A 14,021-nucleotide genomic window follows, 5' to 3' on the forward strand; every position below is an offset into this window, starting at 1 on the left:
AATACAAGCTTTTTTATAGAAAGGGATTGACCATGTCATACAAAGAACAAATGTTATCTTCCCTGGAAGAAGGGAATTTAGAAGAAGCAAAGAAACAGTATAATCAAGTGCTGAAATTTGGAAGTCATGAAGAAAAATTCAGTCTTGCCGAAGAATTACATCATTTGGGGTTTCTGGAGGAAGCGAAAGAGCTTTACGGGAATCTCCTTCAATATTATCCGGGTGAGGGTGAGCTTCTCATTGAACTGGCTGAAGTGCTGGTGGAGATGGATAAAGAAGAGGAAGCCATCGAAACGCTTGCGGAATTGGATGAGGGCGACCCCACCTATCCCAGATCACTTCTTCTTTTGGCAGACCTTTATCAAATGCAGGGTTTGTTTGAAGTAAGCGAACAGAAGCTTCTTCAAGCTAAGAAGTTATTACCCCATGAACCCGTCATCGATTTCGGACTTGGGGAATTGTATTCTGAAACGGGCAGATTCCTGGAAGCGATCAGGCATTATCAGATCCTCATAGAAAAGGGGACGACCGAGCTTGGCGGAACCAATGTCCACCAGAGATTGGCCGAGGCCTATAGTGTAGGAGGAGCATTCGAAGAAGCTTTGACCCATTACGAAAAAGCTCTTCAAGAACATCTGGAAATCAATACGCTGTTCGGCTATGCCTTTACTGCCTATCAGGCTGGCTATTACGAAAAGGCGATTGAAAAATTCGTTTCCGTCAAAGAACTGGATCCTGAATATCATTCTGTCTATTTACTACTGGCGAAGTCGTATGAGCACGAAGAAAAGCTTCAAGAGAGCCTGGAGGCCGTTCAGGCGGGTGTGAAGCAGGATGAATACAATAAAGAACTGAATGTATTCGGCGGCAAAATTTCATTGAAGATGGGACTTGAAGAAGAAGCAGAAGCGTTTCTTCGGGAAGCTCTTGCCCTTGATCCCGGATATGTGGAAGCTGCCCTTATCATCAATAAACTGTTCTTTACACAGGAACGGTATGAAGATGTGCTGGAGATCGCCCAGATGCTGACGGTTGAAGGAGAAGAAGAGCCTCAGATCAACTGGGATCTGGCGAAGGCTTATGAAGGGCTTGAACAATATAATCATGCATTAAAACAATACCGTATTGCATATACTTACTTTAAGAATCATCAAGAGTTTTTACTAGAGTTCGGACAATTTCTAGTAGAAGAAGGACTCAGGGGTGAAGCAGTAGGAGTATATAAACACCTGATTGAAATGGATCCTTCAAATGACGAATGGCAGGACCTGATTGAAAGATTACAAGACTGATCTATGACGGTGGGTTAAAGGGACCAGGGTGTCTGAAGATGAATTTGGCAAAGAGCTTATGAATGTGACTTGCACTTTATGATGAAAGAAAAACGGACCTTTTAAAAAGGATTCTGCAGAGGAGGGAAAACCATGACCACCCCTGTTTCTGTCAACGAGAAGAAAGAATTTATCCGCTGGTTTTTGAACCGATATCAACTAAAACGAAGAGAATGTGTGTGGATCTTAAATTATCTGATGAGTCATGACCAATTAATGAAAAAGGTTCACTTTGTCGAAGAATCCCAGTATTGTCCGAGAGGCTTGGTGATGTCCACTCATTGTGTGGAAGATGTTCCATTTCGGTTCTACAAGGAGAATATCATGACAACGGACGCAGAAAAGTCATTTCATGATATCCGATTGAACAAAGATGAGGACATTTATATTCAGCTGAACTTCAGTAAGGCAAATTCGAGTTATCAATTTGCAGCCGTACTTGAAGAAAATCCGTTTATGCCGAAGTACTTACTCATCAATGAAAAAGACAGAATGGTAGCTGAACAGTTTCTGGAGGACAGCCTGCAGACTTTCAGGAAGGACCGCTTGTTAAAGGCCATCGATCAAGCATTGGATACCGGTGACAAAAAGGCTTTCAGTAAATTGACGAGAGAATTGAATAGCCTGACCTGATAAGTCGAATGAAGAGAAACATCATCTCTTCATTCGATTTTTTTATTGTCTTTTTAGATAGTAAGATTAAGAATGGTACATACTATTAACGAGGCCCTTTTCGTGCCCTGTGAGGACGATCCCCAAGGAGTATACCTATCCCGGGGAGTATTTCACCGGGAATCACGTTTTGTATGTAAAGCACTTGTATAAAAAAAGTGAAATCGCTTTATATGAGACGAGATAAAGTGATAAGATGGGAAGTGGAAAATGAAAGAAAAAGTGAGGGTTACACATGAATTGGAACGTAAAAGATATTGAAGTGTTTGAAGCCGAAAAAGCATATGTAGATACGGCGGTCATCCCCGTTGTCCCTGTTGATTTCGGGAAGGATATAAGAGTCTCGGCAGCACAATCAGAGTTTATCAATCTACTCGCTCTTCACCTGGAAAGGCAGTTCAAAGGAAGAATGATGATGGCCCCTTCATTTACGTATAGAATGACATCATCGGAAGAGCAAGAGGTATCCGAATTATCCCAATGGGCAGGAGAATTAATCGGGAGTGGTGTGAAGCACGTCTTCTTCCTGACTTCAGACAGCCGGTGGAAGAAGGTCGAGGATAAACTTGGTGAAGGCTTGATCTGGGTACCGTCCATCCCGCTTGAAAACCTGGACGACCAATATAAGCATTCGATCATGGAAGATCAGGTCAAGCAGCTGTTAAATGTGATTGTACAAAAATGGCAAAAAAATTCATAAAAACTTCACATTGTTTCCATCTTTTAGATACGAGAGTTATTGACCTTGTATAGAGTTTAATATATCATAGTTATGTCCTAGTTTTATATTTGTGCGAAATATGTCCGACGGACTTACCTTACGATAGAGGGGGGAAAAGGATGAGCAAACATCGTGTATCTAGACGTCAATTCCTTAACTATACACTTACGGGTGTAGGCGGTTTCATGGCGGCGGGAATGCTAATGCCGATGGTTCGCTTTGCAGTGGATCCAGTGTTGAAAACGGAAGCTGCGGGAGATTTTAGAGCGACTAAGCAAAAGGTTTCAGAATTATCGAATGAACCAGTACGTGTCGATTTCTCATATGAGCAAAAAGATGCGTGGTACACATCAGAAGTTACACAAACCGCTTGGGTATATAAGAACAAAGAAGACAAAATCATTGCTCTTTCACCGGTTTGTAAGCACCTCGGTTGTACAGTTAACTGGAATGGGAATCCGGATCATAAAGAAATGTTCTATTGCCCATGTCATGGTGGAATGTATCACAAGAACGGTGAGAATGTACCAGGTACACCACCGACAGCACCGTTGGATTCATATCCGACAAAAGTAAAAGATGGAATTCTTTATCTTGGACAACCAGAACCAAATAAATTTGTTAAGTAAGGGGGCGTAATCTGTGCTGAACAAGATCTATGATTGGGTTGACGAGCGTTTAGACATTACGCCTTTGTGGCGCGATATCGCGGATCACGAAGTTCCTGAACATGTAAACCCGGCGCATCACTTTTCTGCGTTCGTTTACTGCTTCGGAGGATTGACATTCTTCGTAACCGTCATCCAGATTTTATCCGGAATGTTCTTAACGATGTACTATGTTCCAGATATTAAAAACGCTTGGGAATCTGTGTATTATCTTCAAAATGAAGTTGCATTTGGACAAATTGTCCGCGGAATGCATCACTGGGGAGCCAGTTTGGTTATCGTAATGATGTTCTTACATACACTACGCGTCTTCTTCCAAGGTGCATACAAAAAACCTCGTGAATTAAACTGGGTTGTTGGGGTTCTTATTTTCTTCGTTATGCTGGGGCTTGGTTTCACAGGCTATTTACTGCCGTGGGATATGAAAGCGCTATTCGCGACGAAAGTAGGTCTTGAAATCGCAGGGGCCACTCCATTTATCGGAGACCAGGTGAAAATGTTATTAGCGGGAGATGCTCATATCGTCGGGGCACAGACTCTGACTCGATTCTTCGCTATTCACGTATTCTTCCTGCCTGCTGCTCTACTTGGTTTGATGGGAGCTCACTTCCTGATGATCCGTAAGCAAGGTATTTCCGGACCACTATAAGAAACAATTGTAAATGATTAACCTAATAAAAGGAGGGGGACACTATGCATCGAGGAAAAGGGATGAAGTTTGTAGGGGACTCCCGGGTTCCTGCAGACAGAAAGCCGAATATACCGAAAGACTATTCGGAGTTCCCTGGTAAAACAGAAGCTTTCTGGCCGAACTTCTTATTGAAGGAGTGGCTGGTGGGAGCTGTTTTCCTTATCGGTTATCTTTGTTTAACGGTTGCTCATCCATCACCGTTAGAACGTATAGCCGATCCGACAGATACTGGATATATTCCATTACCTGACTGGTATTTCTTATTCTTATACCAATTACTTAAGTACACATATGCATCAGGACCTTATAATGTTATCGGAGCGTTCGTCATTCCTGGAATCGCGTTTGGGGCACTTTTACTTGCACCATTCATTGATAAAGGACCTGAACGCCGTCCGACAAAACGTCCTTTTGCAGTAGGATTCATGTTATTGGCACTTGCAGCTACGTACTTCCTGACTTGGGAATCCGTTGCGACCCATGACTGGGAAGCGGCTAAGGAACAAGGGAAGATCCGTGCCGAAGTGGATATCGATAAAGAATCTGAAGGATATAAGATTTTTTCTGATCAGAAGAATGGCTGTATCAACTGTCATGGTGAGAATTTGCAAGGTGGGGCTGGTCCTTCCCTAATCGGAACGGGTCTTGCACCTGAAGAAATTGCAAAAATTGCTAAAAACGGTAAACCGCCGGGCATGCCTGCTGGTTTATTTAAAGGGACAGATGAAGAGCTGAAGAAGCTTTCCGAGTTCATTGCTGGTTTAGAAGAATAGTTTTAATAAAAAAGGCCGGCTTATGTCGGCCTTTTTTCTACTTGAAAGTGAGGTGCAAACATGCTTTGGCTCATGACGATCTTAAGAAATAAAACATTTTTATGGTTTCTGCTGATAGTGAATGTTTTCGGTACCATTTATGGATACATATGGTATATTCCACAACTCCGAAATACTCCTCCACAGTTTTTACTATTTGTCCCGGATAGTCCGACAGCCAGTCTGTTTTTTTGTTTCGTATTGATCGCATTTATACTGAATCGGAATTGGCCGATTTTCGAAGTGCTGGCCATCATCACCCTGTTTAAATACGGGGTTTGGGCAGTGGTCATGAATCTGTTGACCCTCATGGTATCAGGTGATTTGCCTTGGGAAGGATATATGCTGATGGCTTCACACGGTGCAATGGCCGTGCAGGGTATCCTATATTCGTCGTTTTACCGGGTGAAGTTGTGGCATATTGTCGCAGGGGCCGTCTGGACCATTCATAATGACATCATCGATTATGTTTTCATGCAGTTTCCTGTATACTCAAGACTCTATATGTATATTCAGGATATTGGATATTTCACTTTCTGGCTAAGCATCATCTCCATCGCCATTGCCTATTATTTCACTCAGAAAACAAATCGTCTCTCCCTCGACTATAAGTTTGACTGATTTATGGTCTACTCTTGTCCACCCCTTCATACACTTTATTAGTAGTTTTAGGGGGGACAAGTATGAAATTAATCCAATTTTTTATCACGCTTTTCTTATTTCTCATTTTAGTACCTCACCCATTAATCGCTGTAGAATCTCCGTCTCCAATCAACGAGCTTGATGATCTATCGGATCAGGCTTTACAGATGACAAAGGCCGGCCGATATGAAGAAGCCAAGCATCTATTGGTTTATTTCTCCGAGGAATTTGCCTCTTTGAGTGCCCAGCAGTCCTTCTCGATGGATGAGCTTAGAATCCTTACCATTTCACATAATCTTGCATTGGAAAGTATCAACCAAACCTCCCTGGCCCTTGAGCAAAAGGTGAATGCCGTTACGAAGTTCCGCCTGGTGATGGATGCATTAAACAGTCAGCATCAGCCTTTATGGGTTGAAATGGAGGACCCGATCATGGAGGCCTTTAATGGTGTCAAGGTTGCGGCGGAAAGTGGAAACGTTGATGAATACCAAACGACATTGAATGTATTTTTATCAAAATATAATATCATACAGCCGAGTATTAAATTAGATGTTCCAGTTGAACGGGCTCAATCCCTGGATGCGCGGATCACCTACTTGGATCATTATCGACAGGACGTGCTGGAAGGGGAGCAAACGATGAGCGAGCTTACCGCTTTGGAAACGGATCTCCAAAAACTATTCGAGAACATGACAGAGGATGAAGCAGATCCTTCTCTTTGGTGGGTCATTATATCCACGGGAAGTATCATTGTTTCTACATTATCTTATGTAGGTTGGAGAAAATATAAGGGACAGGGTGAAATGAAAAAGTCCGAACGGCAAAAAAATTGACAGTGAGATGATGGCGCTATAAAATTTAGGTAATCTATACATCTGGAGGTTTTTGCGAAAATGGCAGGATTTTTGATTTACTTTTTACTGATTGCTCTTATTCCAATTGGGGCACAGATGCGTGTAAAGAGTACGTTTAAGAAATATTCAAGAGTGGCCACCACTTCGGGTATGACCGGAAGGGAAATGGCAAGAAGGATTCTGGACGAAAATGGTTTGCACAATGTGAAGGTAGTGGAAGGCAGGGGATTCCTGAGTGATCACTACAACCCTATGACCAAGACGGTCGCGTTATCACCTGATAACTACCACGGGCACTCCGTAGCCGGGGCCGCAGTGGCTGCCCATGAAGTAGGCCACGCCATACAGGACGCTGAAAGCTATGCGTTTCTCCGTTTCCGCCATGCTCTCGTACCGGTCGCGAATATCGGTTCAAATATGTCCTGGATTTTCTTGATGATCGGTATTTTTACTCAATTATCGGGTATGTTCCTGCTCGGGATCATTTTAATGGCGGCAGGGGTTGTGTTCCAATTGATCACACTTCCTGTTGAGTTCAATGCTTCCTCCAGGGCGATGAATCAAATCGTCTCCCTTGGGCTGATCCGCAATGAAGAAGAGCGTCATGCCAGAAAAGTGCTGAACGCAGCAGCAATGACATATGTAGCCGCTGCAGCAGTCGCAATCATTGAACTGTTAAGACTGGTACTTATTTTCACCGGGATGAATGGTGACGATTAAAAATATGATAAAAGCAGCCGGACTCATGATTTGAGTCCGGCTGCTTTTTGTTTCCCTCTAGTCCAGTATAGGGTTTTTATCTGCATCAAGTGTGAATCCTTCGCCGAGAACGTCATGGACCACAGTAACGGATACAAAGGCGTGAGGATCGACGCTTGTGATGATGTTTTTCAGTCTCACGATTTCATTTTTCCCGACTACACAGTAAAGCACTTCCCGTTCTTGTTTTGTAAATGAGCCGTGGCCTCTTAATACGGTCACTCCCCGGTCCATTTTCTCATTGATGACATTGGCGATTTCTTCATGGCTTTCTGAAATGATCATGGCGCCCCTGGCAGAATAAGCACCTTCCTGCATGAAATCGATGACCCTTGCAGCAACGAATACAGCCACCAGCGTGTACATCGCTTCCCGGTATTCCAAATACGTAATGAGAGAGATGCCGATGACGACGGCATCAAACATGAACATCGTCTTTCCCATGCTCCAGCCTATGTACTTATGGGCAAGCCGTGCGATGATATCCACCCCGCCTGTCGTACCTCCGTATCTGAAGATGATCCCCAGTCCAATTCCAATGAAAACACCTGCAAATAAGGCTGCGAGAAAAAGATCCCCTTCCAGGTTAATGGTCATTTGATACCGTTGGAAAATCCATAGAAATACGGATAGAGCGACAGTCCCTATCACAGTATAATAGAAAGCTTTCTTCCCGAGGAGCTTCCATCCCAGAAAGAATAGGGGTATATTTAAGGCTAGGTTGGAGTACGACGGATCAATATCAAATAAGAAATAAAGAATGAGCGTTATTCCCGTGAATCCACCTTCAGCCAGTTTATTTTGGATATTAAAATGTACAAGTCCAAATGCAAATATAGCCGATCCTAATAAGATGAACAAAATATTTTTAATGCGCAATCCCATCATCTGTGTTTCCCTCCTTTTATAGTATTATCCCGTTGACAGAGACATTATATAAGAAGAAAAACAAACTGGCAACGAAGACTTGCGAAATCAAACGTAATATTTGTCAAACGGGGAGGATTTAGCTAACATGATAGGAGATAATGAAGGAGTGAGGCTTCTTATGGATAAAAATAAAACAATGAATCAATTGCAAAAAGAAGTGGACCAATACATAAGTCAATTCAAAGAGGGTTATTTCAGTCCATTGGCGATGGTAGCACGTTTGACCGAGGAGCTTGGTGAATTAGCGAGAGAAGTGAATCATTACCATGGCGAAAAACCAAAGAAACATACAGAAAAAGAAAACACGATTGAAGAAGAGCTGGGGGATCTGTTGTTTGTCGTCATCTGTTTGGCCAACTCCCTGGATATCAGCCTTGAAGAAGCCCATAATACGGTGATGCATAAGTTTAATACTAGAGATAAAGATCGTTGGACCAGAATCGAAAGTGGGGATGAAGATGGAGCAAATTAACATCACGATTGCAGGACCAAGAGGAAGAATGGGCAAGGAAGCGGTTCAATTGGTGAAGGACACCGAGCATTTTACTCTTATCAGCGTAATCGATCATAAAAAGGAAGCCGAACTGGATGTACCGGTGTATACAGATATAGAGGAATGCTTTCAAGATGAAGCGCCACATGTGTTGATTGACTTGACGACGCCTGAAGTCGGGTATCATCATACGAAAACGGCCCTTGAGTATGGGGTCAGACCGGTTGTCGGGACAACGGGTTTTTCTCGGGATGAACTGGAAGAATTGAAGGAACTGGCAGAATCCAAGTCACTTGGATGTATCATTGCTCCCAATTTTGCGATTGGAGCCGTTCTTATGATGAAATTCTCTCAAATGGCTGCAAAATATTTCGATGATGTGGAAATCATTGAATTGCATCATGATCGAAAATTGGATGCACCATCGGGTACGGCCGTGAAAACAGCGGAAATGATAAGGGAAGTAAGGCAATCGAAGGAACAGGGTCACCCTGATGAAAAGGAAACACATAGCGGTGCCAGGGGAGCGAATGTAGATGGGATGCATATTCACAGTGTCCGCCTTCCGGGTCTCATCGCACATCAGCAGGTGATGTTGGGAGCAGAGGGACAAACATTGACGATACGCCATGATTCTTTTCACAGAGGAAGTTTCATGTCTGGTGTGAAGGTTTCAGTGGACACGGTCATGAAACTGGACACATTAGTGTATGGACTTGAAAATATTTTAGACTAAAGGGTGAGTGTTATGAATATTGCACTGATTGCTCATGATAAGAAAAAAGACGATCTTATTCGTTTTGTGCTCGCATACAAGTCAATCATAGAGAAACACACTCTCTTTGCTACTGGGACAACGGGAAAAAGAATCGGGGAAGAAACGGGTTTATCCGTCCATCGATTCCGTTCAGGCCCATTGGGAGGAGACCAGGAGATAGGATCATACATTGCCAATGATAAAATGGACCTTATCCTCTTCTTCCGGGATCCCCTGACGGCACAGCCCCATGAACCTGATGTATCGGCTCTGATCAGGCTCTGTGATGTGTACTCAGTACCCCTTGCGACCAATATGGGGACCGCTGAAGTGCTGGTAAGAGGTCTTGACAGAGGGGATATTGCGTGGCGGAGTATAGTGAAGGAAAAGGAGGAGTAAAGTGGACCGACAAATAGACATCCTTGCGTTCGGAGCACATGCCGACGATGTGGAGATCGGTATGGGGGGAACATTGGCGAAATATGCAGCTGAGGGTAAGAAGATTGTTATCTGCGATATAACAGAGGCAGAGCTGTCCTCGAATGGGACGGTTTCTTTGCGAAAAGAGGAAGCGCTGCGGGCAGCAGACATATTAGGTGCATATAAGAGGGTGACCCTTGATATACCCGATCGGGGAATATACATAACGGACGAAAACATCGGGAAAGTCGTCAACTTGATTAGAACGTATAAACCGAAAGCGATATTTGCTCCCTTTGATCAAGATCGCCATCCTGATCACGGAAATGCTTCCCGGCTGGTGAAAGAGGCGTTTTTCTCTGCGGGAATCCGGAAGTTTCTTTCTGAAACCCCGGTTCATAAAACGGCTCATCTCTATTTCTATATGATCAATGGGTTTCATAAACCTCAATTTGTAGTGGATATCGAGCCGTATATGCAAGCGAAGATTGCGAGCCTTCAAGCATATGGAAGCCAATTCTCCAAAGGATCCGACGGGGTGTCGACTCCTTTAACAGAAGGTTACATCGAAGCGGTCGAAGCAAGGGAGAGCATGATGGGGAAAGTTGCCGGACTCCGCTATGCAGAAGGATTCTTTTCCTATAATACCCTTATCTTGCATCATGATTTGTTAGGAGATTAATTGTATGAAGAAGTTGAAGATAGGAATCACCTGCTATCCCACGGTCGGAGGATCAGGGGTAGTAGCAACGGAGCTCGGGAAATTACTGGCTGAGAAAGGCCATGAAATCCATTTTATTACCTCGAGCATCCCGTTCAGATTGAACAAAATGTATCATAATATTTATTTTCATCAAGTGGAAGTGAGTCAATATTCAGTCTTTCAATATCCTCCATATGATATTGCTCTGGCAAATAAGATGGCGGAAATCACGGAGCGGGAAAACCTGGATATCCTCCATGTTCATTATGCAATCCCCCACGCTGTCTGTGCCATATTGGGGAAACAGATGTCCGGGAAGGACGTGAAGATCGTCACCACATTACACGGGACGGATATTACGGTTCTTGGGTACGATCCATCTCTGACAGGGGCCATTCGCTTCGGCATTGAAAAGTCGGATGTCGTGACGGCGGTGTCTACCGCTTTAGTCAAACAGACCCATGATTTGATCCAGCCTGATAAAGAGATCCAGACGGTTTATAACTTCATTGATGAGAGGGTGTACAGGAAAGTGGATTCCCGTCATCTGAGAAGCCAATATGGAATCAAGGATGATGAAAAAGTCATCATTCACGTATCGAACTTCCGTGGTGTGAAAAGGGTGACCGATGTGGTCGCTTCCTTCAACCTCATCCAGAAGGAGATCCCATCCAAGCTTCTCCTTGTAGGGGACGGACCTGAAATGACACTCATATGTAAGCAGGTAACGGAGCTTGGATTAGAAGATATGGTCTTATTCCTTGGGAAGCAGGATAATCTGGAAGAACTTTATTCGATCAGTGATATTAAACTATTACTTTCAGAAAAAGAGAGCTTCGGGTTAGTCGCACTCGAGGCGATGGCTTGTGGCGTTCCGAGCATCGGTACGAATGTAGGCGGCATCCCTGAAGTGATCGAAGATGGATACAACGGCTTTATTTGTGAAATCGGAAACGTCAAACAAATTTCCGACAGGGCGCTGCAATTGCTGAAGGATGATGGGCTCCACAGTGAATTATCGAAGAATGCCCTTCATACGGCCCGGTCGACATTTCACTCGAGCAAAATAGTCGAGCAGTATGAACAAATCTATAAGAATCTTTTGTGAACAGTCAGGGATCCGTGAAGACGATTCAAGTAAAGCAGGTGTTAAGAATGTTACCAACTATATTCCAACAGGCTGTTCCGGTGTTGAAAAAGCTTGAGAAGGCAGGATTCGAAGCCTATTTCGTTGGAGGATCTGTCCGGGATTACCTACTTGGCAGAACGATCAATGACGTAGACATCGCCACTTCTGCCTATCCGGAAGAGGTGAAAGCGGTTTTCCCTAAAACGGTTGATATCGGTATCGAGCATGGAACGGTCCTCGTATTGGAAGAGGGCAGGGAATATGAAATCACCACGTTCAGAACCGAGTCTTCCTATACGGATTATAGAAGGCCCGATAAGGTAGAATTTATCCGTTCACTCGACGGGGACCTGAAACGCCGGGATTTCACCATGAACAGCATGGCCATGGACGGGGATGGCACAATCATTGATCCTTATCATGGAAGAGAAGATATACAGAATGGGTTGATTCGGACCGTGGGCTCACCGGAGATGAGGTTTACCGAGGATGCCTTGCGTATGATGAGGGCAGTACGGTTTGTCAGTCAGCTCGGCTTCAATCTCGAATCAACCACTTTAATCAGCTTAAGTGACCACTCGAAACTGCTCGCGCATATAGCAGTTGAACGAAAAACGATGGAATTTGAGAAAACTCTGGCTGGCCGATGGAAGCGAGAAGGGCTGAATCTCCTTGTAGATACCGGTTTGTATAAGGAGCTTCCCTTTCTGAGTGGATATCGCACACAGCTCAAAGCGTTCGCAGATCTCCCCGGTTTGGATTCTTTAAATAAAGATCAAGCATGGCTGGTCTTACTGACTTATATAGGGGAGGAAGATATGCAGGCCTTTCTGAAAGGGTGGAGACTTCCTACCAAAATGATCAGGCTCCGTTCCAAGGAGCTCGATATTTTAAAGGAACGTCACACCGGATGGACAAAGACATTATTATATCGTGCCGGGCTCGATGCAGCTCTCAATGTTGAAAAGGTATACGGATGCCTGGAACCTTCATCAGACTTTTCGGTGGAAAGAGTGATGGAGCAATATCGTAAGCTCGCAATCTCGTCCAGGCAAGAACTCGATGTTACAGGCACGGACTTAATGGTTTGGGCTGATCAAAAGGGTGGTCCATGGGTGAAAGAACGATTATTGGAAATTGAATCAGCTATCATCAATGAGACGATATCCAATGATAAAGAAGAGATAAGGAGGTGGCTCGTAACATGCAATCGACTATAAGAAAAAAAGTCCTCCAGGCATTATTCGAATCGGATCAGGAATTTTTATCGGGACAAGCACTTGCTGATATAGCGGGTTGTTCGCGCACAGCGATTTGGAAGCATATCGAAGAGCTCCGTAAAGAAGGTTTCGTATTGGAAGCTGTGAGGAAAAAGGGATACCGGATCATCGAGACGCCTGATAGTGTCACAGAAAGTAAAATACGTTTAGGCCTTCAAACCCGGACGTTAGGGACTATGATCCACTATGAAGAATCTGTTCTAAGCACCCAGCGAATCGCTCATACCCTTGCAAGTGATGGAGCGGAAGAAGGTACATTGGTCATCGCAGACGAACAGACGGCCGGACGGGGCAGATTGATGAGGGAGTGGCATTCCTCGAAGGGTACTGGAATTTGGATGAGCCTAATCTTAAAGCCGCACCTTCCGCCTCAAAAGGCCCCACAATTCACACTCATTGCAGCCGTGGCCGTAGTCCAGGCAATCGAGGAGGTTACCGGTCTCCATCCCCAGATCAAATGGCCAAACGATATACTCATCAATGGGAAAAAGGTGACGGGTATCCTGACGGAACTTCAGGCTGAATCGGATAAAATCAATTCCATCATTATCGGGATCGGGATGAATGTCAACCAGACGAAAGACCATTTCCCCGACGAGATTCAAAAGATCGCAACCTCGCTGTCCATCGAAGAAGGACGTACCTTATCGAGATCTGTCATTGTTCAGAGGTTATTGGAACGGATAGAGGCGTTGTATTCACTGTACATGAAAGAAGGATTCACACCAATCAAGCTTTTATGGGAAAGCTACGCCATCAGTATCGGGAAGAAGATCCGGGCAAGGACCATCAATGGAACCATTGAAGGAAGGGCACTCGGGATCACGGATGAGGGTGTATTGAAGATCGAAGACTCAGGTGGGACGATCCATCAGATCTACTCCGCCGATATTGAAGTGAATGTTTAAACGTGCAGCGGGATGGAAATCTGTGTAGCCATCCCGTTCTTTTATGGTATAATCCTATTGGGCAGTATCCTCGGAACTGCACCTTTAAAGAACGTACATTTACTATTCAATACTATTTCTGCCTTGATCCATTGTGGACTGGGACAGAGGGTCGAAACAATGATATCAAACACTTATGATCCTTCTGTCATTTTTTCAGGAGGTTTTTTTATATTCATCATGAAAGTGCTTTCATTTCGTTTCGTCACCTC

17 protein-coding genes are annotated in these 14,021 nt (G+C 44.1%); 16 read left to right on the forward strand and 1 reads right to left on the reverse strand.

Features of this window, described 5'->3' with window-relative positions; genetic code table 11:
* Positions 1 to 32: 32 nt before the first annotated feature.
* The 9 genes from N5C46_RS00875 to N5C46_RS00915 all read left to right on the forward strand — a co-directional run bounded on the left by N5C46_RS00875 (position 33) and on the right by N5C46_RS00915 (position 7,111).
* A complete protein-coding gene (locus N5C46_RS00875; protein ID WP_261750529.1) occupies positions 33 to 1,292 on the forward strand; it encodes a tetratricopeptide repeat protein in 1,260 nt (419 codons plus the stop codon).
* A 132-nt stretch (positions 1,293 to 1,424) separates the two neighbouring features.
* Positions 1,425 to 1,964, forward strand: coding sequence for a ReoY family proteolytic degradation factor (locus N5C46_RS00880; RefSeq protein WP_098440025.1), 540 nt, complete (start codon positions 1,425 to 1,427; stop codon positions 1,962 to 1,964).
* Between the two features lie 274 nt (positions 1,965 to 2,238).
* Positions 2,239 to 2,703, forward strand: coding sequence for a YpiF family protein (locus N5C46_RS00885; RefSeq protein ID WP_261750530.1), 465 nt, complete (start codon positions 2,239 to 2,241; stop codon positions 2,701 to 2,703).
* Between the two features lie 140 nt (positions 2,704 to 2,843).
* The gene (locus tag N5C46_RS00890; RefSeq protein WP_034758386.1) at positions 2,844 to 3,353 is read left to right on the forward strand and encodes a QcrA and Rieske domain-containing protein; all 510 of its coding nucleotides are present in this window, start codon (positions 2,844 to 2,846) and stop codon (positions 3,351 to 3,353) included.
* A 13-nt stretch (positions 3,354 to 3,366) separates the two neighbouring features.
* Positions 3,367 to 4,041: a menaquinol-cytochrome c reductase cytochrome b subunit gene (qcrB, locus tag N5C46_RS00895; RefSeq protein WP_032087896.1), complete on the forward strand. Its 675-nt coding sequence runs from the start codon at positions 3,367 to 3,369 to the stop codon at positions 4,039 to 4,041.
* 44 nt (positions 4,042 to 4,085) lie between these two features.
* Positions 4,086 to 4,856, forward strand: a complete 771-nt coding sequence (locus tag N5C46_RS00900; protein ID WP_034758391.1) for a menaquinol-cytochrome c reductase cytochrome b/c subunit — start codon at positions 4,086 to 4,088, stop codon at positions 4,854 to 4,856.
* Positions 4,857 to 4,916: 60 nt separating this feature from the next.
* Positions 4,917 to 5,516, forward strand: coding sequence for a lipoprotein heptaprenylglyceryl N-acetyltransferase LhaT (locus N5C46_RS00905; protein WP_261750531.1), 600 nt, complete (start codon positions 4,917 to 4,919; stop codon positions 5,514 to 5,516).
* A gap of 62 nt (positions 5,517 to 5,578) precedes the next feature.
* A complete protein-coding gene (gene ypjB, locus N5C46_RS00910; RefSeq protein ID WP_261750532.1) occupies positions 5,579 to 6,370 on the forward strand; it encodes a sporulation protein YpjB in 792 nt (263 codons plus the stop codon).
* A 60-nt stretch (positions 6,371 to 6,430) separates the two neighbouring features.
* Positions 6,431 to 7,111: a zinc metallopeptidase gene (locus N5C46_RS00915; RefSeq protein WP_034758397.1), complete on the forward strand. Its 681-nt coding sequence runs from the start codon at positions 6,431 to 6,433 to the stop codon at positions 7,109 to 7,111.
* Positions 7,112 to 7,168: 57 nt separating this feature from the next.
* Here the strand turns inward: N5C46_RS00915 and N5C46_RS00920 are convergent, their stop codons facing one another.
* Positions 7,169 to 8,038, reverse strand: coding sequence for a YitT family protein (locus N5C46_RS00920; RefSeq protein WP_261750533.1), 870 nt, complete (start codon positions 8,036 to 8,038; stop codon positions 7,169 to 7,171).
* A gap of 100 nt (positions 8,039 to 8,138) precedes the next feature.
* Between N5C46_RS00920 and N5C46_RS00925 the strand changes: the two genes are divergently transcribed.
* The 7 genes from N5C46_RS00925 to N5C46_RS00955 all read left to right on the forward strand — a co-directional run bounded on the left by N5C46_RS00925 (position 8,139) and on the right by N5C46_RS00955 (position 13,770).
* A complete protein-coding gene (locus N5C46_RS00925; protein WP_261750534.1) occupies positions 8,139 to 8,552 on the forward strand; it encodes a nucleotide pyrophosphohydrolase in 414 nt (137 codons plus the stop codon).
* Complete coding sequence (gene dapB, locus N5C46_RS00930) at positions 8,539 to 9,309, forward strand: 4-hydroxy-tetrahydrodipicolinate reductase (protein WP_261750535.1); 771 nt, start codon at positions 8,539 to 8,541, stop codon at positions 9,307 to 9,309. The genes N5C46_RS00925 and dapB overlap by 14 nt, the downstream gene beginning before the upstream one ends.
* A gap of 12 nt (positions 9,310 to 9,321) precedes the next feature.
* Positions 9,322 to 9,729: a methylglyoxal synthase gene (gene mgsA, locus N5C46_RS00935; protein WP_261750536.1), complete on the forward strand. Its 408-nt coding sequence runs from the start codon at positions 9,322 to 9,324 to the stop codon at positions 9,727 to 9,729.
* A 61-nt stretch (positions 9,730 to 9,790) separates the two neighbouring features.
* A complete protein-coding gene (gene bshB1 / locus N5C46_RS00940; protein WP_261752245.1) occupies positions 9,791 to 10,432 on the forward strand; it encodes a bacillithiol biosynthesis deacetylase BshB1 in 642 nt (213 codons plus the stop codon).
* 4 nt (positions 10,433 to 10,436) lie between these two features.
* Complete coding sequence (gene bshA / locus N5C46_RS00945; RefSeq protein WP_261750537.1) at positions 10,437 to 11,561, forward strand: N-acetyl-alpha-D-glucosaminyl L-malate synthase BshA; 1,125 nt, start codon at positions 10,437 to 10,439, stop codon at positions 11,559 to 11,561.
* A gap of 47 nt (positions 11,562 to 11,608) precedes the next feature.
* Positions 11,609 to 12,802, forward strand: coding sequence for a CCA tRNA nucleotidyltransferase (locus N5C46_RS00950; protein ID WP_261750538.1), 1,194 nt, complete (start codon positions 11,609 to 11,611; stop codon positions 12,800 to 12,802).
* Complete coding sequence (locus N5C46_RS00955; protein WP_261750539.1) at positions 12,787 to 13,770, forward strand: biotin--[acetyl-CoA-carboxylase] ligase; 984 nt, start codon at positions 12,787 to 12,789, stop codon at positions 13,768 to 13,770. The genes N5C46_RS00950 and N5C46_RS00955 overlap by 16 nt, the downstream gene beginning before the upstream one ends.
* The last annotated feature ends 251 nt before the right edge of the window (positions 13,771 to 14,021 follow it).

The sequence above is a fragment of the Rossellomorea vietnamensis genome, assembly GCF_025398035.1.
GTDB classification, from domain to species: domain Bacteria; phylum Bacillota; class Bacilli; order Bacillales; family Bacillaceae_B; genus Rossellomorea; species Rossellomorea vietnamensis_B.